The sequence below is a fragment of the Methylococcus mesophilus genome, from assembly GCF_026247885.1.
Taxonomy (GTDB): Bacteria; Pseudomonadota; Gammaproteobacteria; order Methylococcales; family Methylococcaceae; genus Methylococcus; species Methylococcus mesophilus.
The window spans coordinates 2527325-2550676 of the sequence record NZ_CP110921.1; the positions used below are offsets into that span (position 1 = coordinate 2527325).

A 23352-nucleotide genomic window follows, 5' to 3' on the forward strand; every position below is an offset into this window, starting at 1 on the left:
GCTCACCAATACTTCACAGGCCGGGCAATGCCTGGCTCGCAGTCGATGGTGTACTCGGCGATGTCGACCCCGTGGCGTGTCAATTCGGCGCGCCATGGCCCGGACGGGGAACGGGTAATCCTTACCAGGTCGCGCCCTTCGAGATAGCCCAGTTCGCGGCGGGTCTCGATAGCCGTCGCATCCGAATAGACGGTTTGCATCACGCTGAGCAACACGGATTCATGGCATGCGACCGGGCGGCCGTTGTTGAGCGTCAGCAAAATGCTCCAGCGAATGAATTCGCGGCGAGCTTTTTCCATGTCAGGGTTGCTCATGCATTTGTGTCCTCAGCTGCAGGTTTTCGATTTTCAGCGCCACTCGGTCGATCTTCATTTCGATCGTCGACTGCCCTCGGACGTAGTCCTCGTGCCGCACATATTTTTCAGGCAGGTCAGCTTTGAGCTGTAGCAGTTCGCGTTCAACGTTTCGCCACTGCTCGGTATCCCGATTGGCTGCCTGTTCCAATGCCGCGAACTTCTGATCCCAGTGCCGGCGCGTCTCTTCCCTGGCTTTTTCCTGGGCCTTGAATCGTTCATCCTGGCGTTTTTCATAGAGCCCGGCGACGATCTTGCCGGCGGTAAACGCCGCGCCGAAAATGCTACCCAGCAGTCCGACGGCCATCGTCAGCAGCGCCCAGATATCGATCGAGATCATCGCCGCGCCTCCGCTGCCAGATAGCGCTCGTGCTCAACCTGGCAGTCCATACAGCGAATCGCCGTCGGATAGGCATCGAGCTGACCCTGTGGAATCGGCTCCTCGCAGTCATAGCAAATGATCGTCGGCGCACCGTCTTCGCCGGCGACCACGATCTGCGGCATGTCCGGCTTCATCATGTCCAGCGCAGCGCGCCGGTTCAGATCGAGCTCTTGCTCGATGCGCTCTTCCGCAATGTCAGCGGCGTCCATGAGTGCTCCTATCGGGTCCGCGGTACTGCCAAAATGCCCCGAACCGCGTGTGCATGTAGGGGAAGAACCGTTGCCGTTCGACCCATTCCAGCCATACCCAATGGCCGATGTCCGTTTGTACGGGATACCAGGCGAACCAGGATCGCCACGGCTGCGGCTGGGGTGGTGGGCAGGTGCGCCATTTCATTCGTCGGGAGACTGGCTGTGCCAATCGATCAGCGCGTTGAGCTGGGCGGTGCAGGCCCGGTATCGGCCGGCGGCGGTGGCGATCCAGCCGGCAACGTCGCGGTCAGAGGCGGCAGCGGATCGGGGCGGATCAACAATTCCGCCGGCGGTTTCGGGCAGGCCAGCACCGTCACCGGCGGCAACGAGGGCGCCGTTGAGCAGGCGCACAGCATCAGGGCCGAGACAACGCTGGCCGGACGTAACATCGGGAACATGGCGGATCACCTCGACAGTGCGAACCGTGACGCGGGATTTGGTGCGGGCCAGGTCGCCCGCCAGGCGGTTGCCGCGCTCGTGGGCGGCCTCCAGCTCGTTGCGCAGCGCCGCTTCGGCTTGGAAATTCCGCAAGGCGATTTGCCGTTCCAACTCGGCCAGTGCCGCGGTGCCCTGAGCGTCGGCGTAGCGATAGCCGCCGGCAGCGCCAGCCAGCCCTCCGAGCAAAAACGCTGCGATCGGCAGCAGCAGACTAATCGGCATCGCAAACCCCGATGCCCCAGCCCGCAGCCTGGTATAGCGGCTCCCACCGGCGCAGTATGGCCCGTGGGTAGCCGCGGTTCTCGGTGAACGCCCAGTCCGCTCGGCCGGCATTGAAGCGTTCGACCTCGCCAAACCAACTCAGCTCATCGGCTCCCTTTGCCGACGCCAAACGTTTGTCGCGGTTGAGCCAGCCGAGTCCTCCGTTATAGGCGGACAGCGCCATGGCCATGCGTTCGCAGGCATTGGCGGCGTCTATTCTGTCGAACAGGTGCAGGTCGTAGGTCACCAGGGCACGGATGGCCCAGGCCGGCGCCATCCGATCGCAGCCCATATCCCCTAGGGAGGGGTAGGCGCCGCAAATCCATTTCGCCGTATCCGGGGTGAACTGAGCCAGGCCCGCGGCGTATTTTGACTGCGCCGTGGCGCGCCAGGCGCTCTCCTGGTGAATCTGCCCGGCTAAGGTCGCCACCGGGGCCTCCAGGCCCCAGATCAGCCGGGCATTGCGGGTCAGATCACCTCGGTAGCGCGCCGCGGCGTGCGGTATCGCATCCGCCGCCTGTACCGGCTCCGGAATGCAGCCTACCAGGGCCAGCACCAGCAGCAGATTGAACACGCAGGCTGTGCGGAACTCGCAGCGCCAGCGCATCGTCAGGCACCCAGGCCGATGGCCAGCATCGCACAGCCGACGATGATCGCTCGGCGTAGTTGAGCGGCGGCAAAAAGCAGATCGAACGCACTCCACGTCAGCGGGATGGACGAAACGAGTACGCCATCGGTTCCGGGCGGATCGGCAGGCTTAACCTTGTCCGCCTCGGGTTCCGGCTCGTCGACGACGATGAACGTATCGGGCCGGCTGTACGGGAACAGCTCCCGATCGATCCAGTAACCGGCCACGGCGGCAATGGTCACCAGAGAGACCTTGTACAGGGACACTTCGAGTTGCTGAGGCGCCAGGTAGGCAATAGCTAAGAGCAGCAGAATGGACACAGCCAGTGTCCAGAACATGCGAAACATGGTTGGAGTACTCCGGGTTGTCGACTTCAACCGCAGAGTAAAGGAGCGCCGGCAATCGGCTCAGGCGGAAACGTTTCCGCCGCAGGATTCGAACAGATCGATGTTGGGGGAGAATTCCTCGGCCTCACCGAGGATGTTGCGGATCTGGCGCTCGCTGAGATGATGCCGCAGCGCCAGGGCGGCCTGGCTGTAACCCTGTGCGCGCTCGGTGCGGATCAGCACATTGCGGCACAGCGTCATGTACCGGTCGGCCTTCGCGATTTCTGGCCGGTCGCCACCCAAATACTCGGCGATGGCGCGCGCCGCGTCAATGCCGACCACCTCCACCAGCGGATGATCGGATTCCAGTTTATCGGCCATCGGCACATACAGCCGCGTACCGCCCCAGCGCTCCGCAATCGCCAGCGCCGCCGGGAAACCGGCGATGCGGGCGATGTCGGAGAGGACGCCGGGGAGGTCGATGGGTGGGGTCATGCCGCCTGCATGCCTCCGTCCTTACGGCGCCAAACCAGCTCCGGATTTGCATCGCAAACGCCGCAGCAGACGCCGGGATATTGCCGGGTTAACCTCAAACTCATGGCGGTACGGACGCCGCACGCCGGGCAATACAGCTCCCCACCCAGTAGGTATCGGGCGCGCCATTGCTTCGCCCGCTCAATCGCCCGCTCGAGCTGGTCGTAGTCCAGCAGCTGCAGGGCTGCGGTCACGTTCGGGCTGCGGCTGTTCGAGGCCCATGACGCCAGCGCGGACTCGTTGGGATCACGCACCACGCCCAGCGCATGCAGGTCCAGCCACAGCGCCCGGAGTTTGCTGACCATGGCAGACTGGTCCACGGGCCGGCTTGTTGCCCCTCTCCCTTTGGGAGAGGGGTTGGGGTGAGGGCGCGTCTTGTGCTGAACCTTGAACCCCTTGGACTTCATCGCCTCCAGGGCTTTTTCCAGCTCCGGCACGGTCATGGCCGTTGTCGACATTTTCCCGGTGGCCGACTTCAGCAGTAGACGGTAAACGTCGTCGCCCAGTTTCAAATCCCGCTTGCCGACGTGGATCAACTTGATCAGGCGTTGTTTCTCGTGGTCATGATTATTCATAAGAATCCTTGGTTTGCCTTGGAACACAGCGCCAGACTTAACAATACAATGCAGTGGCTAACCGAGCGCGGCCGGACAATGCCTCCCCACGCTATGCTTCGCCCCGCCCCGTTACTGGCTAGCTCATCAGGCCCAGGTCGCCAGCCTGGACGACCACCCTTTCGGGTGGTTTCACCTTGCATCGCTTTACCTTGCCGAGCCGGACAATACGCGGCACAGGATTTCAATACCTTGCAAAAGAGCTCAAAGCGCGGCTTTATTTCTTCTCCTTCGTCTCCTGCCACTTGGTCACGACAAATCGTCCGAACGGCCCCTTACGGGCCGGCCGGAAATCGCCGAGTCCGATCTTCTTACCGGCATCGTCCACCAGGAGCCGGACGAACTGAGGCGAGAAAATATCGGTATCCACCGACAGGGTGAAACTCACGTGCCACTGGTCCAGCCGCGGTCTGTGACACATCACCCGGCCACCGGTCGAGGGAATGACTACAGATCGGGAGTCCACCTCGAACTCCTTGGTGCCTAGCGGGAGGGCGATTTCTTCAACTGCTAGGCCAGCCGGAACCAACGAGGTTTTGGTGGTCGTCACCTTGCTTTTGCCCACCTTGTGGAAGGTTCCCGCTGCGATCAGCGCCGCGAAAAGGTTTGGGCCTGGAATATAGAGTCCGCCCTTGTCATCGCGGTAAACCTTGGGATCGGCCTGCTCCCGCGGCGTGCCCTTGGTGCCAATAGATACGGCAGAGGTGCCAGAAGAGACCTTGCGCTCGGCCTCCTCGGTGAATCGGTTCATGAGCAGCGGTGTGGTTCCGGTGATCGTGGCTTGGATCAGCATTCTGTTTCTCCTGTTGATTTATGCGCCGGCAATGTCCAGGCTGATCGCCTGGTACTGATCGGTGTCGCCGACGCGCTCGTAGACGCGGAAATAGGGCTTGCTGCCGGCCACTTGGACGCTGTCAGCGATGGCCTGCATCGCCCGCTGCCAGCGCTCGTCGCGGATGTCCAGACGCTTGAGGCCGAGCACCCGGCCGGTGTTGATCTTGCCCTCCTTGTTCACCTGGAAGGCATCGTTGATCAAGGCCTTGATCTCGTCCCGGCTGCCTTCGGTCCAGGCCTGTATGCATTCGTCGATCAACGCCTTGGCGGCTTGCAGGCGTTCGTCGAACACCAAGTGTTCCTGAATCTGTCGAATGACCTTGTAGCGTCCGTCGAACGACATGAGGGTGACGTTGCCCTTCTTGCCGCCGAGCTTGACGCCGTACTGTTCGGCGCTCAGTTCGACGAAGGCGCCGATGTCGGCGAAGGCTTTGGACTTGAATCGCGCCAGGGCCTCGGACATTTCCTTAGCGGCAGCGGTCAAGGCGGTCACCAATGCTTCACGCTCCTTGTCGATGGGTTTGATCAGGTTTTCCGGGATCAGCCGGCCTTCGGCGTCGCGCCAAAAGCCGCCGTGGATTTGCTCTGCAGTAGCCATGTCGTACCTCCTAAATACCCAGGTTGATGTCATCGGTGGCCGGGTGCCTCGCCTGTGCTTTCCGCTCGGCCCGGCCAACCAGGTTGATGTCCAGCACCGCACCGAGAAACAGCCCGGTACCGAGTCCAAACAGGAAGATCATCGCCATGCCGGCGAATACGATGGTTTTCATTCGGACAGTTCCCCTGTTGCTTGGTCGATGGTGTTGCGCAGCAGAGCGATGATGTGGTCCAGTTCAAATGCGTCTGATGGATGAGGGTCCTCCAGGTAGGCGTACACAGTGCGTAGAGCGCCCAGCATCTGCGGTACTGCCGCGATCAACGTCGCGTTTGCCTGGTTTTCGCAGATAGCCACGACATCATTCCCCGCCCAAACCGCCTGGATCAGGCGCCCTTTATTAAGACTTGTTTCAATTTTGCCGGTGCAGACTGACCACGGCACTGACGTGTGTAGATTCATTTCAATGCTCCTTTCAGATTGCTCAAATGCCCGGCCACGTCCGCCATGCCCTGGCGTTTCGCGGCGGAGCCGCTCCCACCGTTGCGCCGCCGCTCTTCCGTGAGCACTTCCGATCGGGCTTCCGCTTTACTCGCCTTGCCGACCAGGATTTCCAGCAGATAGCCGTGCGATTTCAACGGCCGGGTAAAGGGCTTGGCGCGGTCGCGGTCGAGAATTTCCTGCAGCGCCGCCGGCCAGACCTCCGCCGGTACCGCCCAGATCCGCCCGTCCCGGGTAATCTGTCCGGACTGGATCAACGGCAGCAGCTCGCCGAGCAGGCTGGCCAGTCGATCCAGCGTGAGCTGGCGCTGAGCTGGACGGAACAGGGTGATGTACTGGATCAGCAGCTTCCCCATCGGCGCCGGCAGCTGCAGCGCGATCTGCACCGCCTCCCGCGCGCCGTCGTGGGCCACCACCACGTCCAGGCTCATCAATGCGCCACAGCTGGGGCAGGCCAATTTCAAGCGCGCCCCCATGCCAGCCTGCGCGCCTGGCGTTGCTTGGCTTGGGCAGCGGCCACGGTATTGACCGGCCGCTTTGCCTCGCGCATTTCCTTCTCCGCGGTTTCCGCGAGCTGCTCGGCACGGAACCAGGTGCCTACGATGAGGATTTCCCTAACCTGGTCGCCGACCTTGATGACGGACTTCCAGCCATACTGGCCCAGGCGTGGATAGTGATAGATGCGGATCATGGTCATGCCCCCATTACTTTCCGGATTTGCTCCCCACCGACCTTGGGAATACCGATGCGCGCGCAGAAATTCATGGTTTTTGTCATCAGGTTGTTGACCGCCAGCGGATAGCAATAGGAGATTTCCGAGAATCCGCCGCGACCATCCTTTCGCTTTCCGACTAGGACCTGGCGGATCGCATCCGGAACATCCGGCTCGCAGAGCTGCTCGAATGGCCGCAGCGCCCGTTCGCACTTCAGCCGCAAATAGCCCTCCAGCTCGCCCGTTGCGTCGATGGGCAGCAGTTGTGCACGCTCGATGCGCTGGATGGCCTCGCGGGCATCCCATTGCAGCCGGATATCCAGTTTGGCCAACAGCTCGGGCTGGCCGATCAGCACGATGCCGAGCAGCCGTTGCAGCCCATCTTTGTTTTCCCAGAACCGCTTTAGATGTTTGAGCACGGGAACCGTCAGGGCATGCGCCTCTTCAATGAGCAGCAGGTTCAGGAATCCGGCGCGCCGATTGGATAACAGCAATTCCAGTGAGCGGTGCTGGCGCGCTTCAGGCGTTCTCGGCACCGACTGTCTCGGGGCCAGCGTGCGCAGAATCGCCTCATGGATTTGGGTGCTCTTGAATATCCGCCCGCGAGTTTCGACGTCGTCGATATCGGTGACGTAGGGGGTGATCACCGTCACCTGTTCCTCCCTCATCGATTCAATGAAAAAATCTTTCGCCGTGGACTTGCCCGCGCCGGACTCGCCGACGACGGCCACGAACCGCTGTCCTCGCAGGGCATCGCGCATGGCCGCTAGCGCGAACGCATGCGACTCGCCCAGATAAATGTCGTCCACCTCGTTCACATCGTCATGGAACGGATCGCGGGCCAGCTTGAAATGGCGTTTGGCCGCTGGTGACAGCCACTCGGGTTCTGTTAACATCTCATTCTCCGTTGTGGGCGATTGCCCATTGCTATCCGGCTGATGGGTGTTGCAGCACTCATCAGCCACTCTAAATATCGATTCGTCGACGCTCAGCCCGCGATCCTGCAACGCATGCAGGATTCCTTTTTCCAGCATCAGGGCATTTTTCGGCCACTGATCGTGGTTTACGATCTGGGCGATCGTGGCGGGGCTGACCCCACAATCCCGCGCCAGTGCGGCTTGGGCGATGCCGGCCTCAATGAGTGCGCGCTTGAGTTTCAGCATCGCGTCCCCTCATGTACTGCACCCGCTTCACCTCGCCTTCGCAGACGATTTCAATGCAGGTCACCCCATTGATACGCCACACGCTGATGGCGCACAGCTCCGGCATGTGCTGAGCGAGCGTAAACATCGCGGCCTTCATTTCGTCTTTGATCTCGCCTTCATCATCCATCGTTGTGTCTCCTCTCAAACCGCCCGCAACGCAGGCCTTGCCGGCGCCTCTGCGGGCTGTTCCAGCCAGGCCCGCAGCGTTGCCAGTTCCCGTTCCGGCGCGCCTTCAGGGCACCGGTCTTTGATGGCGGCGTAATATTCCGGCCGCCAGCCTCGGCCCATGACCGAGGCGAGCCGCGCGCAAATATCCGTCACCGTCAAAATCTGTTCCGCCACCCGCACCGGGTGAGCGACTTCCACCACCTCGCCACGCCGCTTCATGTACTCGGGCACGTACACCTCCCGCAGGTGAGAGTGTGCATTCAGCCCGCCGAAGGGCGCCGCGTTCCTGGCTTTGGCCTTTTCGATCTCCTCGTCCGATCGTCCCGGATACGCGGTGCGGTCGGCCGTTTTTGCCGCCTCTTCTATCGGGGTATCCCGTAGCGCGCGGAACTCCTGACCGAACACCGGCGCATCGGCGCGGAATCCGCTCGTCTGCTCAAATGCCACCGGATCGATCACATGGGTTTGCTCATCGCCCTTGTAATCCGCGATCGTCACCAGTACCTGGTTGGCGCCATAAACCAGCGGGCTGACCGTGACGGTCATGTCCCGGAACACGCCGGCAATGCCGGACAGGTCGTACACTAGGGACTGTTTCGCAGACGGGTGCCGGAAACTGACGGTTAGCCCCCCGGCGCCGGTCGCCCGCACCTTGCGCGGCTCCGGCTCGGCCGTCAGCAGATAGCGGCACAGCTCGTCATCCGGCAACGTGCGCAGCTGCTCCTGGCGGATGGTTTGCCAGAGCGCATAGCGGGCCTGCGGTTGAGCCAGGCCGATACGCTTCAGGCGCGAGTCGTAGTGCGGTATCGCATTGGCGTTGAACGCCCGGTACCACGCCTCCGCTGCGGTATTGAGTTCGTCCACGTTCCGCACCGGCTCGAATTTGAGCCGGCTTTCGAACAGCTTTTCGACGATGTTGTTGGCACATTCCACCTGGCCCTTGGCCCGCGCCTGGCCGCGGGCATGCGCCCAGGTCTCCACTTGCAGGGCGCGCAGCGCGTTGTGGATGGCGCCGCCGGCATCGGATCCTTTGTCCCATACCAGCAGCTCGGGCACGCCATGGAAGGGGCAGCCCAGCGCATCGAGCTGGCGCCAGGCGTAGAGCAGGAAATCGTAGAGATTGGTCTGCGTTTCACCTTTGGCCTGGTAGTAGCGAACGATGACGACGCTGGACATGTGATCGGTCAGCACATAGCGCCAGCACTTCAGGTTGCCGATCCGCTCCACCCAGGCGGGTTTGTTGCGGTGGATTTCCTCGTCGCGCAGTACCCGCTGCTCGCCATTGGGCGCGTAATACAGCAGGCAGAGCGAGGGGTCGGTCTGATGCACGTGGTTGGGGTACAGGCTGCTCATGGGCACATGCGGTGTGTCCAGCGCGGCCGACCGGGCATCCAGGTGCGCCCGCCGCAACAGCGTCCGCACCCGGCTCGCGCCGACCGGTATCGCCCGGCCATTGCTGGCCATCAGCGAAATGGCGTTCGGCACCTCCATCGTCACCTTGCCGTTCTTGCGGATGCCGGGCCGGATCGCCGCGCCCAACTCACGCAACACCTGTTCGTCCAGTGCCGTGGAGCCCGCGTCCGAGCGGGTCTTGCGTCCGCTGCTCCAGCCCACTTTGCGCAGCCCCCGGTACACCCGGTTGGCATCGGCCCAGCCGTGCTCGGCCAGAAAGCCCTGGATCAACTCGCCCCGCTGCCGGTGCGGCGCCGCGTCCAGCCGACGCGCCAACGCGCGGAACTGGTCCAACAGGGTGACGGAATACGGTTCGACGATGGCCATGGGTTACCCCAGTGTTTTGTATCCGGAGAGGTTTGCCTCGCAGGCATCGGCAAACCCTTGAGCCGCCTGCATCACCTGGTCGGCCAGGTCGTACAGGTGCACGGCCATCATGCGCAGCGCCGCATCGTGGTCGGCGGGCTCGCCCGGCAGCTCGACGGTGAGGATGCGTTCCAACTGCCGGGTGAGCCGATCGAATCCCTGCAGCGTCTCTCCGGCCGCGACCGTCACGTCGAGGTTGATGCCGTTGACCACCGCCGGCCAGCTCGGGACCGCGCTTTCGCGCTCTATCAACTTCTGTTGCAGGTCGTCGATCTGCAGGTTTTTGGACTCCAGCAGCCGTTGTTTACCGGCATCTGCGGTCTTGAGCTTTTCGATCGCCTTGGCGTGGTCTTCGTCTTTCTTGCGCAGCGCTAGGCGCAGCTCGCGGACGGACATGCAGGCAATTTCATCGAGCTCCAGTGACCTGCTCCCCGAGATTAGTCCGGTCGTGATGTAGAGTCTGCCTCGATAGGAGGCAGCATGAAGAAGCGTTTCACCGAAGAACAGATCATTGGCATCCTGAAGGAAGCCGAAGCCGGCCTAAAAGTAGCGGAGCTGTGCCGCAAGCACGGGCTCAGCGAGGCGACGTACTACAACTGGAAAGCGAAATACGGCGGCCTGACAGTGTCGGATGCGCAGCGGCTCAAGGCACTGGAGACCGAGAATGCCCGGCTCAAGCGCCTGCTGGCGGAGGCGATGCTGGACAATGCTGCGTTGAAAGAGGTTGTAGGCCGAAAGTGGTAAGCCCACAAGCCAAGAGGGTGGCGGTCTCCCATCTGATGACAAAGCACCAGATGGGCGTCACGCGGGCTTGTGGGCTGATCGGTATTTCTCGGTCGCTGTATCGCTACGAAGCTAAGCGGCCAGTAGACCAGGAGCTCAAGGAACGACTGTGCGAATTGGCAGCGCAGAAGCGGCGCTATGGGTATCGCCGGCTGCACGTGCTACTTTGCCGAGAGGGTTGGGAAATCAACCGAAAGCGCACCTATCGCGTGTATCACGAGGCCGGCCTGATGGTCCGCAAACGAAAGCGGAAGCGCATTGCCGGCGTGGAGCGCCAAATCAAGGTCGCGCCATCGGCGCCTAACGAGAGTTGGTCTATGGACTATGTTTCGGACGGTTTGGCCGATGGTCGGCGGCTGCGGTGCCTGAATATCGTCGATGACTTCACGAAGCAGTGCTTGGCCATCGAAGTCGATACTTCGCTGCCTGGCAGACGTGTAGTCGGTGTGCTGCAACGGCTGGCAGAGATCCGCGGATTGCCCAAATCAGTCACCGTCGACAACGGCCCCGAGTTTGCCGGCAAGGCTTTGGATGAATGGGCCGATAGCCAAGGACTGTGCTTGAGCTTCATCCAGCCAGGTAAGCCACAGCAGAACGCCTACATCGAAAGCTTCAACGGCAAATTCCGGGATGAATGCCTGAACGAGCATTGGTTCGTCTCGATGTGCCATGCTCGCCAAGTCATTGAGGAGTGGCGTCGGGAATACAATGAGCAACGCCCCCACAGTTCGTTGGCTTACCTGACGCCAGATCAGTTTGCAGACACATTTTTAACCGCAGACTCTATGTCCGTTTCGGACTAAATCGGGGAGCAGGTCACCAGACCTCGCACCTCCTGGTCGTTGGCGAGCTCGTCGATCTCGTCCTCGTCCAGCACCGCGAGTTCGATCAGCTTGGTTTTGCCGAGAGCCATCAAATTTGCGTTTGAACGCAAATTTGAGAATTTGCGAGCGGCCCGAATCAGCTTCGACGCGACGAACTGGTCGATCCCAATTTTTTGAACTGCATCCATGAACTCGCCGCGGGGTTCGCGGTCTTTGATCTGAATCAATCTCCGCCCAGCTTCCAGCATGGCTTCGGCGGATTGATTCAGCAGAAATCGTATTTCCTGGGTCACCCGATCCAGCTGATACGGGAGAATGTCGCCGTATTGCCTGTCTGTTTCGGCGGCATCCAACACAGCCCGATTGTGGTTTGCTATGAGCTGTTCTTCGGGGAGTGCCGGCAGATTGGGCATTTCGGTTTCAGGCAGCTTCTCGCGTCCCATCTCAACCCCCTATGCCATTCAGAATTTCAACTACAAATCTCATCTCTATTGCTCCAATGCGGTGGACGAAACCAAATTGCGTTTGAACGCAAATGTGCGTTTGAACGCACATCTGAAAATCCGACATCAATAGCTAGCGCCAGCAGCGATGCGCTGATTCAGCTCCAAAATCCGACCCTGCAACTTGGTCACGTGATCGGCATGGGCCTGGGCGATCTGCAGCATGCCCACCGAATGGGCAAATCGACCGTTGTCCAGTTTCACCGCCAGCCCTTCGGCAATCAGCGTGTTCAGTGCCCGGTTGACGTTGCAGGGCGAGTCGCCCAGCGCCTTGGCCAGCTCTGTGTTAGAGAGACCGGTCAGCGTGTGCCCCTTCAGCATCTTGAGCACCCGCAGAATGCGGGCGCCGGACTCGATGGTTTTCTTGCGCCGCGAGTTCTTGATCTTTTCGTTCATACCTGCCGCTCCGCGTAGTCGCGGTATTCAATGGCTGCCCTGATACGCGCGCTGTCCAGCCGCTCGTATTCACGCTGCGCTGCAGCCAGCCTTTTCCATGCCTGCTGGGCCGCGGCCTTGGCGGCCTGCTTGCGCGCCTTGAGGCGCATCAATTTATTCATGCCGTTAGTGCTCATACCCGCCGCTCCGCGTAGTCGAGGTATTCCTGGACCGCTTTCTGATGCGCCTTGCGCTTGCAGGCATACTCCCGCTGAGCCTCGCTCAGCTTCCGCCGTGCCTCGTCCAGATCATCCAGGGCCGCGTACTTGCGCATGTTCAGGCGTATCAATTCCTTCTCCTCGTTAATGCTCATCGTCGCCTCCGAAATCGAATTCGGGTTGTTGGTGCTTCTCTACGTTTACCCGGTGCCAGGCCAGGGCCTCCATGCCGGTCTGAATCGCGCCGAGCACGTCATTCGCTTCGGCTTTGCCTGCGGCAAATTTGATGATTTGGCCCACCGCCTCGGTCAGCAGCTCTTGCAGCGAGTTGATGTCTCGCGCCTGCGATTTCCTGCCTGTAGGCACCCGGATCGTCATGTAGCCGGCGGATTGCGCCAGCCATCGGCTGATGAAATGGACGCCGCAAACCTCCTCGTAATTCAGGATCAGCCGGACCGGTAAATTTCCGTCGGACTGCCAGTCGTAAACCTTGTCGGCCTTGACACCCATCTTGTTCTCGATGCCAGGGATCGACAGATTGCGTTTGTCGCGGGCGTACTGGTTGCACAGCTTGATCGCGTGCAGAGCGTTCAGCGGCTGTACTCGTGACCAATTTCGATTGCGCACTGTCAAGACCCGAAAAATATTTATTTTTCCCAACACCGCATCAGGCGGTGCGCCGAAACAAAAAAACTTTTACCCTCTATGCAATCTCGTTGCGTCTGCCGAGAATGTCCGCACTTCAACGCAGACAGGGGCTCGATCATGAACACCGCCGAATTCACAGAACTGGCCGGCCGTATTGAAGGCCTGGGTGCTGCTTTCCTTTGCCTGGTTGCGGAGCTGGAAAATCGCAGAGCCATGGACGGTTCCCGCTTCACTTCGGGCCTACATCGGATCGCGGGGGAATTGTGTTTCGAGCAGCCACACCTGGAGGAGACGAAACGGACGGTGCGCGAACTGGCGGCCGAGCTGGATGCGATGCGCGAGCGTCGTATTCACGGCCGATAATTGCGGCGTCGGGGATGAAACCCCAGGGGTTGATGGTCATGATTGCTCCAAGTGTCGTTAAGCAAGGAAATCAGCGTTTAATCGGCTTGAGGGCCCTCAGTGCTAGGCGCCTGACTGTTTGTTTCTGGCGTTGGGGCATAAATGTGTTTGCCAGGATTTACGGACGCGTCAGCATCGTCCTCCTCGGGCGCCGATTCGTTGTCGGATTCAGCCATGCGTTGATAAGGGCGTACCGGCCAGAGCGTGCAGTCTGAGATGCAGCATTGGCCAATGGCTTTGCGAGGATTGGGATCAACACCGCAGCCGACGCAGTCCCAGCATTTGCCGTTGATGGCCAAGCGCAAGGAAGCCGGGTTACGGCGCGCCTTTTCGATGGGGCTAAGGCGTTCGATTTCACCGGCGGCACGCTTTTCGGCCATAGCCGCCTGGGCTTTTTCGAGGGGAGACAGGTTGGTCATGACGGGTCCTGCTGAATGAGGCGGATCAGGCGGCGTGCTGGCTAACTTCGCCGTCCTTCAGACCCATGATGACGGCATGATCGTGGGCCTTGCCTCGGCGTCCGCGGATGCGGCCGTTGAGCAGATCGCGCACGAGACGCGGATCCAATGATTTCGCCTTGGCAAAGGACTCGACGGTAACGCCTTTGGAGTCCAGCTCCTTGCGTAGCTGTTCGGGCGTGTAGAGAGCCATAGGGTTGCTCCTGTGGTTTGGTTTGCGAGAACGTCCGCGCTCATCGCTTTTGATGTGCGCGTTTTGTGCGATAGATGATGAGTCCGTACGGACTCTTTGTCAATAGGCTATGCGCTCATATGGACACTATTGGTTTTCGATTACGCAAAGAACGCGAAGCTCTTGGGTTCAGCCAAGAGGAGTTTGCCGAGAAAGGAGGTGTCCAACGGCGCGCCCAAGTTCGTTATGAATCGGACGAAAGGTGTCCGGATGGGCACTATTTCTCAGCAATAGCGGCGGTCGGTGCCGACGTGAACTACATCCTTACCGGAGAGAAGAAGGAGATTGCTGAAAAGCTCAAGGGCGTCGGGCAGGCCAGAGATGTCGTAGTGGAGGCGGTCCTGAAACGTTCCGGATTAGACAGGGAGATGCTGGCCGATTTGGATCGGAAGGTGTTTGACTCGAACTTGTCGGCGGCCGACATCGAGAAAGTGCTGGAAGAACGTTTTCCGACTTCCGCAGTCGTCATGGTTCCGCGCTATGACGTCCATGGAAGCGCTGGCGGTGGAGCGGTCAACCACACCGAGCACGTCATCGAATACGTGGCGTTTGACCCAGCATGGGTACGTGAGGTCCTACGCGTGTCGCCCGATAAGCTGTGCCTGATCGGCGTGCGTGGCACGAGCATGGAGCCGACCCTGCTCAATGGCGAAGTGATCCTCGTGGATCGTACTCTGTCGGAAATCCGGGACAGCGATGTCTATGTCATCGAGTACGAGGGGAATTTACTCATCAAACGGATTCAGCTCCGCCTGGATGGCACTGTAGTCATCAAATCGGATAACACGGCCTACGAACCAGAGATTCTCACCTCGGAAGATGCCCAGCGGCTCAGCGTGGTTGGGCGAGTAGTCCCATGGAAATTTGGACGATTCAAGCTGTAGACAAAGAAATGAACCATCTGGAAGAGGCATTCTGGAAAATCGCCGATCAGCTGATCGTGGATCGAGCCAGATTGGAGGGCTTGTGGCCACAGTTTGAAAAACATCGCAACGATCCTAAGCGTACCTATTCGATCATCGAGCAGTGTTTGCCCGAGGGGACGTGGGAATGGCCCGAGTTTATTGCCCACCAAGCATCGAAAGGCGTCACGCCGACATTCAAAGAGATGTGCAAGATGCTCTACAGCCGGATCGAGCGCGTCTCCGGTGCGCTACGAACTGCAGATCAAATCAGCCACGTCATCGTACGAACGCCCTATTTGCTGTTTCGCGCCGGACTTGAGCCCCGGCCAGAGTGTCGGGCTGCCGATGGACGAGTAGAGCATTACACGAATGAATTCTGGGAACATCACACACCGCCGTGTGATTGGCTCGAATGCAGCTGCCGAATATTCGTAGACCGGAAAATGCGATAAGCACGTCATTGAGGCGGACGCCAGAATGACGCAAGAAATTGAAATGACGAAGTGAATTTGACCGCTGGAAGGAGAAGCAAGTGAGCGAATTTCGTAGCCGGATGTTGCAGCATGTGGAGCACGTGAAGAATGTAGGGCCTCACTGCGACACCGAGGAGACCACCAAACAGGCGTTAATTTTGCCGGTGTTGGACGTTCTTGGCTTTAGTCCCTATGACCCCACAAAAGTAAAAGCGGAATTTGCCGCCGATTTTCCTGGCGTGAAGGCAAATGAGCGGGTGGACTACGCCTTATTCTGTAATGGCGTACCCGTGATGTTCATCGAGGCCAAGAGCTATACGGAAAACCTGAGCAACCATGCGCCGCAGTTGTCCCGTTATTTCAATGCGACGCCGGAAGTGACCATTGCCGCGATCACCAACGGTCGGGAATGGCGTTACTTCACGGATCTGGTCGACAAGAACGTGATGGACAAAGAGCCGTTCCTGACGGTGGACTTCTCGAGCTTGCGCGATGCCGACATGGAGCAGCTTGGCCGCTTCCGTCACGATCGGTTTCAGCCCGAAGCACTACGGACTCTTGCGGAGGAAAGTGTATTCCTCGCCGCATTCAAGGCCGTCGTTAAGCGGAGCGTACTGGAAGGGGATGCCGATTTCGTGCGCTATGTCGCTGGCAAGTCGACAATTCAACGCACACTGACAGCGAAATTCCTCGAACAAATCACGCCGATCGTGAAACAGGCCGTCGCGCAGACCATGAGCGATATGGTGGTCAACAGTCTTTCAGCGCCAAGCTTGCCGGAGCCGTCCGCAACGCCGCAGTCCACCGATAGCTTTGACGACGACATCATTGACCCGAGCAATAGCAAGATTGTCACTACAGCGGCAGAGCGGGCTCTGCTCGGCATCGTGCTTGACCTTCTGGCGGGAGAGCCGTTGTCCGGGAAAGACACGGAAAGTTATTTCTCCGTGTTGTATTCGAACAAAGTTAATCGTTGGCTCCTACGATACACAGGAAACAAGCGTCGCCCGGTCGTGCAATTTATTGTGCCGCTGACTCCCCAGCATCGCAGCGAGATCGAGCGGGCCGGGTTGGAAATTGGGTCTGGGAATCAAATCCTGCTCGATAAGCCTGAATACCTGATGCGCATCTCCGGACTGCTGTTTGACGCCCTGGCGTATTGCAAGGATGACGATAACTTCAAGCTTAAGAAGGAAAAGTAGGGAGTACATTGAATGAGCAAAGACAACCTGGAGCAATGTGGCCTGTCGCGGCTGGATCGCGATCATGATGGCGTGCCTTGCGAGTCGATTTGCCGTTAAGAAAAAATAAGGAGAGACGATGAAAAGCTTCCTGGTAGTGGGTTTCCTTTGCGTGTTTCTAGGCGCAGCACATGCCGCCGGACCAACGTTTCCAACGACCCACCCCTTTGACGCGATCTACCAGAGATTACATTTTGGCGATAACGAGTCAGACCCGTTTGACGCCTATTTCTGGTGGGAGAACGGGAATCTGTGGATGGAAGCAGACCCCTTGCCGAGTGCTCACGTCTGTAGCCAGAATTTCACTTTCGTGCAAGATGGATCACAGTACAACGTCGCGTTACGGAACAAGAGCGACGACACGTTTTGCGGCACGTTGTATATCAATGCTGTCTTCCGGATGGTCGACCGGCGCAATGGCGCGCCGTTTAATCCAGTGCTCGGCGGGAAAATCTTTGTCGATGAGCTGGACAAGACTCAATCGATTGATATGCCGGCTGGGCCAGCGCCATCGCCGGACCCCACTCCCGAACCTTCCCCAACTCCATCTCCGACTCAGGCTCCGACCCCGACCCCTGAACCGACTGTGGCTCCAACTCCTGCGCCCACAGTCAACCCAACTCCAGCGCCTACTCTCGGACCATGTCCGACGCCGGCGCCTACGGGCACACCAGATCCTACACCCGAGCCGACCCCGGCCCCCATATACGACAAGCCGCAAGCGGACGTATATGACATCGACATCAAGAAAGTGGTTTGCCAGCGCAAGAATGGAAAGAAATTCCCTGCTCGGCAGCTGCCCGGACCTGGCAACTTCGTTTGTGACGGGATACCGATCAATGCCGGAGAGAAAGTAACGATCACCGTCGTGGGCACGAAGAAGTAATCCGACGAGGGGCGCGTGTGGCTTCATTTGATTGCTATGCGCGCCCTATGCCTACCGGATAGCGTTGCTCGGCCTCGAACGGCTTTCGAGGATTTGGAACGCGGTGTTTGGGATGGCCCTTGCCGCGCCGTATACTCTAGCCACTCTTAACCCGGTTAACAGCTCCTTTTCTCCCTTCTGCCAAGCAGGCGGAAACGTTTCCGCCTGATGCCTCTCGGCTCCGGTCCGTAACCTACGGACCATGAGCCAGACCACACCTCAACCCATCGAATCCCTCAAGCCCGGCCGGTTTACGGCCATGAGCGGCCAGGTCGTTGAGTTTTCCGAATCCGATCTTGCTGCGATGGCGGCGGCCTACGATCCAGCGGTTTACCGCGCGCCGATCGTCGCCGGGCACCCGAAACACGACGATCCGGCCTACGGCTGGGTCGATGCCCTGCGCTATTCGCCGGACACCCAGCGCCTGCTGTCCGTGCCCGGCGATGTCGATCCGGCGTTCGCCGAAATGGTGCGCAGTAAGAAATTCCGCTCTGTCAGCCTGTCCGTCTACCTCCCTGACTCTCCCGCCAATCCGAAACCGGGCGTGTTCTATCCGCGCCACCTCGGATTTCTCGGCGCCATGCCGCCGGCGGTGAAGGGCCTGCGCGAAGCCTCCCTGTCCGATTCCGAAGAAGGCGTCATCGAGCTGAGCGAATGGGACGACGTGACCAACGCCGGCCTGTGGCGCCGTTTGCGCGAATGGCTCATCGGCCAATTTGGCCAGGACACCGCCGATCGGGTGATCCCCGGTTACGACGTGCAATCCCTGGAGCAAGCCGCTCAACAGGAAGTGGCCGAAGCCGCCGCCGAGGATGCCGGCGCCCAGCCCGCCTTTTCAGAATCTCAACCCGAGGTAACGCCCACGATGACTGCTCAAACCACCGATCTGGCCGAACGCGAGGCGGAAATTGCCCGCCGCGAGGCCGAACTGCAACGCCGCGAGGCGGCGGCGACGCGGCAGGCGCATGCCGATTTCGCCGAAAGCCTGGTGCAGGCCGGCAAGTTGCCGCCGGCGGACAAGGCGGGCCTGGTCGAATTCATGGCCAGCCTGGACGGCGAAGCGACGCTGGAATTCAGCGAAGGCGAGGAAACGGTCACGACGCAATCCAGCGCCTGGCTCAAGTCCTTCCTGAGCCGTCGCCTGCCGAAAACCATCGAATTCAGCGAGCTCAGCGGCGGTGCCGGCACGGGTGACGAGATCAGCCTGTCGGAAGACGAGCGGAAGACCTGTGAGGCGCTGAACCTCACGGCGGAAGAGTACCTGGCGGCAAAGAAGGGGGCGTGACATGACCGCATTGGCAGCAGAGCGCAACACCAAAGAACGGATCGGCGACGTCTTCGACCTGCCGGTCAAGGCCAACACCAAATGCTATCTCGGCGGCCTGGCCGTCATCGATGCCGGCTACGCGGCGCCCGGACGTACCGCAACCACCCTGGTCGCCGCCGGCCGGTTCGAAGAGAGCGTCGACAACACCGGCGGTGCGGCCGGCGACAAGAAGGCGCGGGTCAAGCGCGGCATCTACAAGTTCGCCAACAGCGCCGCGGGCGATCTGATCGCGCAGGCCGACGTCGGCGCCGACTGCTACATCGTCGACGACCAGACCGTCGCCAAGACCAACGGCACCAACACCCGCTCCCGCGCGGGCCAAATCGTAGCCGTCGACAGCGACGGCGTCTGGGTCCAGATCGGTCTGGGCTGGTAATCGGAGACACATATGCAGATCACGCCGCAAACCCTGAAAGCCCTCCAGAACGGCTTCAATGCCGCCTTCCTCAAGGGCTTCAACTCCGCCGAGGCCCAGTGGCCCCTGATCGCGATGGAGGTTCCCTCCCAGTCGGCCCTGGAAAACTACGGCTGGATGAAAGAACTGCCCGGCATGCGGGAATGGATCGGCCAGCGCGTCATCCACAACCTGGAGATGATCGGTTACCAGATCATCAACAAACATTGGGAGCACACCGTCGGCGTCGACCGCGACGACATCGATGACGACAAACTGGGCCTGTATTCCACCCGCTTCTCGATGCAGGGCGAGGTCGCCAAACGCCACCCGGACGAACTGATGTGGCAGGTGCTGCTGAGCGGATTCAATTCGCTCGCGATGGACGGCCAGTATTTCTTCGACACCGACCATCTGGGCTACGACGCCGCCGGCACGGAAACCTCCTGGAGCAACTACCAGGCCGGTGCCAGTTCGCCCTGGTTCCTGATGGACCTCTCGCGCAGCTTCATGAAGCCGCTGGTGTTCCAGAACCGTTCGACCGTGAAGTTCGTCAATCAGTCCAACGAGACCGACGACAACGTGTTCATGAACCGGCAGTTCCGGTTCGGTGTGGACGGCCGCTACAACGGCGGCTTCGGTTTCTATCAGCTTGCCTATGCCTCCAAAGCCGCGCTCGATGCCACCAACTACCAGGCAGGCCGGCTGGCGCTGGGCACTCAGCGCCGGCCGGACGGGACGGCGCTGCCTGTGCATGTCACTCATCTAGTCGTTGGCCCGACCAATGAAGCCGCCGCGCTCGCGCTGCTCAACAAGGAGCTGGTCTCCGGCGGTGAAACCAACATCTGGTACAAGACCGCGCAGCTCGTGGTCGTGCCGCAGCTGGGGTAAGCAAACCATGATCCGAATCACTGCACGACGCGCCGGATTCCGCCGCTGTGGCATCGCCCACCCGGCGGAACCCATCGATTACCCCTTCGATCGTTTCGACGAAGGCGAGCTGAAGAAGCTCCAGGCCGAAAACATGCTCATCGTCGAAGTGCTGGACGATGAGGCATCGGAATCCGCCGCAGACGATCCGGCGCCGCTCAAGCCGCATCGCGGCAAAGCCGCTCCCACAGGGTCCGCGGCATGAGCTATTGCACCCAAGCCGACCTGGAAAAGGTCTCGGCCGTCGAGTTCCTGCAGCTGGCCGATCGCGACCACGACAGTGTGGCGGATGCGGACGTCGTAGCCGAGGCCATCGCGAAGGCGGACGGGATCATCGACAGCTACGTGCGCCACCGCTACGCCGTGCCGCTGGCGCCCGATCCGGCTATCCGGGACTGCGCGGTGAAGCTGGTCTGGTTCACCCTGCAGGAAACCAATCCGACCGAAGCCGCCCGGAAGAACCGCGACGACGCGGTGAAGTTCCTGCGTGACCTATCAGAAGGCACGAGCCACCTGGGGCCGGATCAGCTCGCACCGGGCGCGACCGTCAGCGTCGACGTTCCGCAGGCCGAAGCGCCGGACCGGGTGTTCAGCGACGACACGCTGGCCGGCTACTAGAGCGCGTCGATGCAAATCTCACCCGTCGTCGCCCAGCTCCAGACCGTGCCGGAACTTACCGGCCGGGTCGAGATCGCCGGCAGCGTCCGTCAGATCCTGACCGAGCTGAACAGCGGGAAAGGCCCGCGATGGGCCTGGGTGATTTCGCCGGGTGACGACGCCGGGAATAACACACTGTCGGCCGGTGGCATCCGGCAACGGGTGACCGACCGCTACGGCGTCGTCCTCGGCTGCTACGACGTCAGCGACCGCCGCGGGGAAGCCGCACTGCTCAAGGTCGAAGCGCTCGGCCAGGCCGTGGAACCGAAGCTCTTGGGCTTCATCCCGGCGCCGGGTTACGCGGAACTCACCTACCGATCCGGCCAAATGGTCGGCGGCACCGACGGCTGGGTGCTGTGGCTGCACCTCTGGCAATCGAACCACTACATCACCAAGTGAGGACGTGATGCACACGAGTGAACATTTCGGCAAGGGCGGCAGTTACACCCTGAACCCGGAAACCGATCAGATCGAACTGGCCGAGGAACGCATCCAGATGGCCCCGGAATTCGTGCCGGTTGTTGCCTTCTCGGACGGTTCGGCCTCGGAGGAACAGGCTGCGGCTGCCGAAGCGGCGACTGTGTCCGACGCGCCGGCGCCGGTGACCGCTGATCCAGTTGCCGCGGATCCGGCGTCCCTCGAAGCCGCGCAGGACCCGTCAGCGACCGTGAACGACACCTCAACGGACCGGCCTGGCCGGCGCGGCAAACGAGCCGAGACCGATCCGACTGACGGAGGCGCAGCATGAGTGGCCAAATCACCCGCAACAACCGAGTCCTGGTCGGCAAACTCGAATCCACCTATGGCGTCGACGCCAACCCCACCGGCGCGGTCAATGCGATCCGGGTCACCGACCTGAGCATCAAGCCGGTCCTGGGCAACCAGAAGAGGATCAATTACATCCGGGGTTTCCTCGGTATCGGTCGCAATGTCCGCACCGAACTGTACCGCTCGATCACCTTCAAGGTAGACATGGTCTCGGCGCTGACGCCGGGCCAGGCACCGCCCTATGGGTTCATCCTGCGGGCCTGCGGCATGGCCGAGACCTTACTGGCGGCTGCGGTGACCGGCACCTTACAAGCAGGCTCCACCGCCACCACGCTCAAGCTGCCGGCAGCGGCCTCCGCCATCAACGGTGCCTACATCGGCGCCAAGAGCCGGATCACCGGCGGACTCGGCAGCGGTCAGGCCGCCTCTGGCATCGCCTACGACGGCGTCTCGAAGATCCTGACGCTCGACCGTCCCTTGGCCACCGTGCCGGACGGCACCTCGGCGGTATCGATCGATCCCTTCGCCCGCTACAACCCGATCAGCGACCTCGGAACCATGGAAGCGGCGACGTTCTACTACTACACGGGCAACAAAGTCCGGCACAAGCTGCTCGGCTGCCGTGGCAACGCCAAGTGGGATGCCTCGTCGAAGGACACCGGCTTCATTGAGTTCGAGATGTTCGGGCTCTACGGCGGCGTGGCGGACGCCTCGGAAGCCAGCGTGGTGACGACCAACTGGGTCGATCCCTGGGAGGTCGGTTTCGGCCGCACCTACGGCCAATTCTTCGGGAAGCAGTTCACCGGCGGCGCTACCGGCCTGCAGATGGGCAAGTTCTCGCTCGATCTGGGCCACAAGCCCAAATACCGCAGCGTGGTGGGTTTCCAGGGCATCAACAGTACGGATCGGGAGTCCACCGGCTCGATCACGCTCGACGCCACCCTGGTGGCCGAGCAGGACATCTGGGCCATCGTCACCGGCAGCACGACCGGCCCGATCGGCATTGAGCAGCCCGACACCAACAATGGCTCAGTCCGTCTCGACGTGCCGAAGGCTGACCCGACCGACGCCGATGACGGCGACGACGAGGGCATCTCGATTAACAACATCCCGTTCGATTGTATGCCGGTCCTCGGCAACGACGAACTCTACTACACCTGCCGCTAAGGAGACATGACCCCATGGCATTCAAGCTCGGTACCCAGGAAGCACTCGACAAGCCCATCGCCCGCAAGGTGCTGCTCCCGGTCTGTAACGAGGCCGGCACCCCGGTCAATCACCAGATCACGCTGCTCTATCACCGTATGACGGTTGAAGAGATCGGCGCCGCCTACGCTGCCCTGGGGGAAGACGCCAAGCTGCTCGAAGAGCTCAGCGGGCCGGCGCTGACCGCCGCGGTGCTTGATATGCACGCCAACCACGTCCTGCGCCTGGCGGTCGGGTGGAAGGAGGTTCAGGCGGACGACGGTACCGACGCGGCATTCACCTTCGACAATGTCCGCGCTTTGCTGAACGCCGTGCCGAAAGCCTACGACAAGATTACGGAGGAGTTCCAGAAAGCCAACCGGGGCGGCGCCGCACTGGGAAACTGATCGAGGCCGCCGAGCACTGGGCGCGAGGCGGCGACCAGCCCGATCAAGCCTTCCAGGACGACATGGAAGGCTTCGGT

41 protein-coding genes and 1 other RNA gene are annotated in these 23352 nt (G+C 60.9%); 16 read left to right on the forward strand and 26 right to left on the reverse strand.

The features are described from left to right. Positions 1-2: 2 nt before the first annotated feature. The 19 genes from OOT43_RS11920 to OOT43_RS12010 all read right to left on the reverse strand — a co-directional run bounded on the left by OOT43_RS11920 (position 3) and on the right by OOT43_RS12010 (position 10016). Positions 3-314 (reverse strand): cytoplasmic protein, encoded by a 312-nt coding sequence (locus tag OOT43_RS11920; RefSeq protein ID WP_266020805.1) that lies wholly within the window; start codon positions 312-314, stop codon positions 3-5. After that, a complete protein-coding gene (locus OOT43_RS11925; protein WP_266020806.1) occupies positions 301-693 on the reverse strand; it encodes a hypothetical protein in 393 nt (130 codons plus the stop codon). Before OOT43_RS11925 ends, OOT43_RS11920 begins: the two co-directional genes overlap by 14 nt. Continuing rightward, positions 690-944, reverse strand: coding sequence for a TraR/DksA C4-type zinc finger protein (locus tag OOT43_RS11930; RefSeq protein ID WP_266020807.1), 255 nt, complete (start codon positions 942-944; stop codon positions 690-692). The genes OOT43_RS11925 and OOT43_RS11930 overlap by 4 nt, the downstream gene beginning before the upstream one ends. Before the next feature lie 183 nt (positions 945-1127). Then, positions 1128-1646 (reverse strand): hypothetical protein, encoded by a 519-nt coding sequence (locus tag OOT43_RS11935; protein ID WP_266020808.1) that lies wholly within the window; start codon positions 1644-1646, stop codon positions 1128-1130. Continuing rightward, on the reverse strand, positions 1636-2292 hold the full coding sequence (locus OOT43_RS11940; RefSeq protein ID WP_266020809.1) for a transglycosylase SLT domain-containing protein: 657 nt from the start codon (positions 2290-2292) through the stop codon (positions 1636-1638). Before OOT43_RS11940 ends, OOT43_RS11935 begins: the two co-directional genes overlap by 11 nt. A gap of 2 nt (positions 2293-2294) precedes the next feature. Beyond that, on the reverse strand, positions 2295-2660 hold the full coding sequence (locus tag OOT43_RS11945; RefSeq protein ID WP_266020810.1) for a putative holin: 366 nt from the start codon (positions 2658-2660) through the stop codon (positions 2295-2297). Between the two features lie 60 nt (positions 2661-2720). Next, a complete protein-coding gene (locus OOT43_RS11950; RefSeq protein ID WP_266020811.1) occupies positions 2721-3134 on the reverse strand; it encodes a Mor transcription activator family protein in 414 nt (137 codons plus the stop codon). Continuing rightward, positions 3131-3748 carry a gp16 family protein gene (locus OOT43_RS11955; protein ID WP_266020812.1) on the reverse strand — a complete coding sequence of 206 codons (618 nt, stop codon included), beginning with the start codon at positions 3746-3748 and terminating at the stop codon, positions 3131-3133. The genes OOT43_RS11950 and OOT43_RS11955 overlap by 4 nt, the downstream gene beginning before the upstream one ends. 112 nt (positions 3749-3860) lie before the next feature. Further along, positions 3861-3925, reverse strand: an RNA gene (locus OOT43_RS11960) — hammerhead ribozyme type II. Between the two features lie 79 nt (positions 3926-4004). Beyond that, positions 4005-4580, reverse strand: coding sequence for a hypothetical protein (locus OOT43_RS11965; protein WP_266020813.1), 576 nt, complete (start codon positions 4578-4580; stop codon positions 4005-4007). Positions 4581-4598: 18 nt separating this feature from the next. Further along, entirely contained in the window at positions 4599-5219 is a 621-nt protein-coding gene (locus OOT43_RS11970; protein WP_266020814.1) for a DUF3164 family protein, read from the reverse strand. A gap of 10 nt (positions 5220-5229) precedes the next feature. Next, on the reverse strand, positions 5230-5391 hold the full coding sequence (locus tag OOT43_RS11975; protein ID WP_266020815.1) for a hypothetical protein: 162 nt from the start codon (positions 5389-5391) through the stop codon (positions 5230-5232). Next, complete coding sequence (locus OOT43_RS11980) at positions 5388-5678, reverse strand: hypothetical protein (RefSeq protein WP_266020817.1); 291 nt, start codon at positions 5676-5678, stop codon at positions 5388-5390. The genes OOT43_RS11975 and OOT43_RS11980 overlap by 4 nt, the downstream gene beginning before the upstream one ends. Then, positions 5675-6148, reverse strand: a complete 474-nt coding sequence (locus OOT43_RS11985; protein WP_266020818.1) for a hypothetical protein — start codon at positions 6146-6148, stop codon at positions 5675-5677. Before OOT43_RS11985 ends, OOT43_RS11980 begins: the two co-directional genes overlap by 4 nt. Before the next feature lie 29 nt (positions 6149-6177). After that, positions 6178-6414 (reverse strand): hypothetical protein, encoded by a 237-nt coding sequence (locus tag OOT43_RS11990; protein WP_266020819.1) that lies wholly within the window; start codon positions 6412-6414, stop codon positions 6178-6180. Beyond that, positions 6411-7592: an AAA family ATPase gene (locus tag OOT43_RS11995; RefSeq protein WP_266020820.1), complete on the reverse strand. Its 1182-nt coding sequence runs from the start codon at positions 7590-7592 to the stop codon at positions 6411-6413. Before OOT43_RS11995 ends, OOT43_RS11990 begins: the two co-directional genes overlap by 4 nt. Beyond that, the gene (locus tag OOT43_RS12000) at positions 7564-7761 is read right to left on the reverse strand and encodes a hypothetical protein (protein ID WP_266020821.1); all 198 of its coding nucleotides are present in this window, start codon (positions 7759-7761) and stop codon (positions 7564-7566) included. The genes OOT43_RS11995 and OOT43_RS12000 overlap by 29 nt, the downstream gene beginning before the upstream one ends. Positions 7762-7775: 14 nt before the next feature. Continuing rightward, entirely contained in the window at positions 7776-9581 is a 1806-nt protein-coding gene (locus OOT43_RS12005; protein WP_266020822.1) for a hypothetical protein, read from the reverse strand. A 3-nt stretch (positions 9582-9584) separates the two neighbouring features. Next, positions 9585-10016 (reverse strand): hypothetical protein, encoded by a 432-nt coding sequence (locus tag OOT43_RS12010; RefSeq protein WP_266020823.1) that lies wholly within the window; start codon positions 10014-10016, stop codon positions 9585-9587. Between the two features lie 84 nt (positions 10017-10100). On the opposite strand from OOT43_RS12010, the gene OOT43_RS12015 reads away from it, so the two are divergent. After that, a protein-coding gene (locus tag OOT43_RS12015; RefSeq protein ID WP_394358011.1) for an IS3 family transposase occupies positions 10101-11206 on the forward strand; the annotation gives its coding sequence in 2 pieces (ribosomal slippage) (positions 10101-10359 and positions 10359-11206; 1107 coding nt in all). On the opposite strand, the gene OOT43_RS12020 is transcribed toward OOT43_RS12015, so the two are convergent. From OOT43_RS12020 to OOT43_RS12040, 5 genes are all read right to left on the reverse strand, one after another. After that, positions 11203-11670, reverse strand: a complete 468-nt coding sequence (locus tag OOT43_RS12020; RefSeq protein ID WP_266020825.1) for a hypothetical protein — start codon at positions 11668-11670, stop codon at positions 11203-11205. The two genes, OOT43_RS12015 and OOT43_RS12020, sit on opposite strands and share 4 nt — an antisense overlap. Before the next feature lie 126 nt (positions 11671-11796). Further along, complete coding sequence (locus OOT43_RS12025; protein WP_266020826.1) at positions 11797-12126, reverse strand: helix-turn-helix domain-containing protein; 330 nt, start codon at positions 12124-12126, stop codon at positions 11797-11799. Then, entirely contained in the window at positions 12123-12302 is a 180-nt protein-coding gene (locus OOT43_RS12030; RefSeq protein ID WP_266020827.1) for a hypothetical protein, read from the reverse strand. The genes OOT43_RS12025 and OOT43_RS12030 overlap by 4 nt, the downstream gene beginning before the upstream one ends. After that, entirely contained in the window at positions 12299-12478 is a 180-nt protein-coding gene (locus OOT43_RS12035) for a hypothetical protein (protein ID WP_266020828.1), read from the reverse strand. The genes OOT43_RS12030 and OOT43_RS12035 overlap by 4 nt, the downstream gene beginning before the upstream one ends. Further along, a complete protein-coding gene (locus OOT43_RS12040) occupies positions 12468-12950 on the reverse strand; it encodes a helix-turn-helix domain-containing protein (protein ID WP_266020829.1) in 483 nt (160 codons plus the stop codon). Before OOT43_RS12040 ends, OOT43_RS12035 begins: the two co-directional genes overlap by 11 nt. 138 nt (positions 12951-13088) lie before the next feature. On the opposite strand from OOT43_RS12040, the gene OOT43_RS12045 reads away from it, so the two are divergent. Continuing rightward, positions 13089-13334, forward strand: a complete 246-nt coding sequence (locus OOT43_RS12045; protein ID WP_266020830.1) for a hypothetical protein — start codon at positions 13089-13091, stop codon at positions 13332-13334. A 77-nt stretch (positions 13335-13411) separates the two neighbouring features. On the opposite strand, the gene OOT43_RS12050 is transcribed toward OOT43_RS12045, so the two are convergent. Both OOT43_RS12050 and OOT43_RS12055 read right to left on the reverse strand, forming a co-directional pair. After that, on the reverse strand, positions 13412-13792 hold the full coding sequence (locus OOT43_RS12050; RefSeq protein ID WP_266020831.1) for a hypothetical protein: 381 nt from the start codon (positions 13790-13792) through the stop codon (positions 13412-13414). Between the two features lie 25 nt (positions 13793-13817). Beyond that, complete coding sequence (locus OOT43_RS12055; protein WP_266020832.1) at positions 13818-14024, reverse strand: helix-turn-helix domain-containing protein; 207 nt, start codon at positions 14022-14024, stop codon at positions 13818-13820. Positions 14025-14143: 119 nt separating this feature from the next. Between OOT43_RS12055 and OOT43_RS12060 the strand changes: the two genes are divergently transcribed. The 14 genes from OOT43_RS12060 to OOT43_RS12120 all read left to right on the forward strand — a co-directional run bounded on the left by OOT43_RS12060 (position 14144) and on the right by OOT43_RS12120 (position 23275). Continuing rightward, positions 14144-14947 carry an XRE family transcriptional regulator gene (locus tag OOT43_RS12060; RefSeq protein WP_266020833.1) on the forward strand — a complete coding sequence of 268 codons (804 nt, stop codon included), beginning with the start codon at positions 14144-14146 and terminating at the stop codon, positions 14945-14947. Next, entirely contained in the window at positions 14920-15420 is a 501-nt protein-coding gene (locus tag OOT43_RS12065) for a hypothetical protein (protein ID WP_266020834.1), read from the forward strand. The genes OOT43_RS12060 and OOT43_RS12065 overlap by 28 nt, the downstream gene beginning before the upstream one ends. An 80-nt stretch (positions 15421-15500) precedes the next feature. Beyond that, on the forward strand, positions 15501-16643 hold the full coding sequence (locus OOT43_RS12070; protein WP_266020835.1) for a type I restriction endonuclease: 1143 nt from the start codon (positions 15501-15503) through the stop codon (positions 16641-16643). Positions 16644-16655: 12 nt separating this feature from the next. Next, positions 16656-16742 carry an excalibur calcium-binding domain-containing protein gene (locus OOT43_RS20595; protein ID WP_394358055.1) on the forward strand — a complete coding sequence of 29 codons (87 nt, stop codon included), beginning with the start codon at positions 16656-16658 and terminating at the stop codon, positions 16740-16742. Positions 16743-16761: 19 nt separating this feature from the next. After that, positions 16762-17568, forward strand: coding sequence for a hypothetical protein (locus OOT43_RS12075; RefSeq protein WP_266020836.1), 807 nt, complete (start codon positions 16762-16764; stop codon positions 17566-17568). Between the two features lie 241 nt (positions 17569-17809). After that, the gene (locus tag OOT43_RS12080) at positions 17810-18892 is read left to right on the forward strand and encodes a hypothetical protein (RefSeq protein WP_266020837.1); all 1083 of its coding nucleotides are present in this window, start codon (positions 17810-17812) and stop codon (positions 18890-18892) included. 1 nt (position 18893) lies between these two features. Then, entirely contained in the window at positions 18894-19310 is a 417-nt protein-coding gene (locus OOT43_RS12085) for a hypothetical protein (protein ID WP_266020838.1), read from the forward strand. Positions 19311-19322: 12 nt separating this feature from the next. Further along, on the forward strand, positions 19323-20219 hold the full coding sequence (locus tag OOT43_RS12090; RefSeq protein WP_266020839.1) for a Mu-like prophage major head subunit gpT family protein: 897 nt from the start codon (positions 19323-19325) through the stop codon (positions 20217-20219). Positions 20220-20226: 7 nt separating this feature from the next. Continuing rightward, positions 20227-20463 (forward strand): HI1506-related protein, encoded by a 237-nt coding sequence (locus OOT43_RS12095; RefSeq protein WP_266020840.1) that lies wholly within the window; start codon positions 20227-20229, stop codon positions 20461-20463. Next, on the forward strand, positions 20460-20876 hold the full coding sequence (locus OOT43_RS12100) for a gp436 family protein (protein ID WP_266020841.1): 417 nt from the start codon (positions 20460-20462) through the stop codon (positions 20874-20876). The genes OOT43_RS12095 and OOT43_RS12100 overlap by 4 nt, the downstream gene beginning before the upstream one ends. Before the next feature lie 9 nt (positions 20877-20885). Further along, on the forward strand, positions 20886-21314 hold the full coding sequence (locus OOT43_RS12105) for a phage tail terminator protein (protein ID WP_266020842.1): 429 nt from the start codon (positions 20886-20888) through the stop codon (positions 21312-21314). 7 nt (positions 21315-21321) lie between these two features. Continuing rightward, positions 21322-21663, forward strand: coding sequence for a hypothetical protein (locus OOT43_RS12110; RefSeq protein WP_266020843.1), 342 nt, complete (start codon positions 21322-21324; stop codon positions 21661-21663). After that, positions 21660-22850: a hypothetical protein gene (locus tag OOT43_RS12115; RefSeq protein ID WP_266020844.1), complete on the forward strand. Its 1191-nt coding sequence runs from the start codon at positions 21660-21662 to the stop codon at positions 22848-22850. Before OOT43_RS12110 ends, OOT43_RS12115 begins: the two co-directional genes overlap by 4 nt. A 14-nt stretch (positions 22851-22864) precedes the next feature. Then, a complete protein-coding gene (locus OOT43_RS12120) occupies positions 22865-23275 on the forward strand; it encodes a phage tail assembly chaperone (RefSeq protein ID WP_266020845.1) in 411 nt (136 codons plus the stop codon). The last annotated feature ends 77 nt before the right edge of the window (positions 23276-23352 follow it).